1 pseudogene is annotated in these 451 nt (G+C 57.6%); it reads right to left on the reverse strand.

What is annotated here, in order from left to right:
* Positions 1 to 423 (reverse strand): annotated as a pseudogene (locus AB4039_RS42475) (hypothetical protein); the annotation flags it as partial.
* Between the last annotated feature and the right edge of the window lie 28 nt (positions 424 to 451).

The raw sequence follows: 451 nt of genomic DNA on the forward strand, positions 1-451 counted from the left end.
GGCCACAATCACCACCGGCAAGGTCAGCAGCGCCAGCGTTAACGACGCCCAAAGCAGGCCCGGCGTGCCAAACGTCGGGTTCGGTAAATTGTGCGCAAAGAAGAGCTGATCCAGCGTGCCGCCCACCAGCCAGACAAAAAAACCGAGGCCAAACACACCGTAAACGATCGATGGCACGCCCGCCAGATTGACCACCGCAATGCGCACCAGCTGGGTGATCAGGTTTTTTCCGGCATATTCATGCAGCCAGATCGCCGCCACCACGCCGAGCGGCATCACCACGATCGACATCATCAAYACCATTAAAATGGTGCCGAAGATCGCCGGAAACACGCCGCCTTCGCTCTGACTGGCGCCAGAACTGTCGCTGAGAAAGTGCCACAGCTGCTGGAAAAAATGGCTCAGCTGCTGCGATAAAGTCATGCTGTTGGGATACCAGGCGTGCACAATC

This window comes from Streptomyces sp. M-16, from assembly GCF_052114405.1.
Classification (GTDB): domain Bacteria; phylum Actinomycetota; class Actinomycetes; order Streptomycetales; family Streptomycetaceae; genus Streptomyces.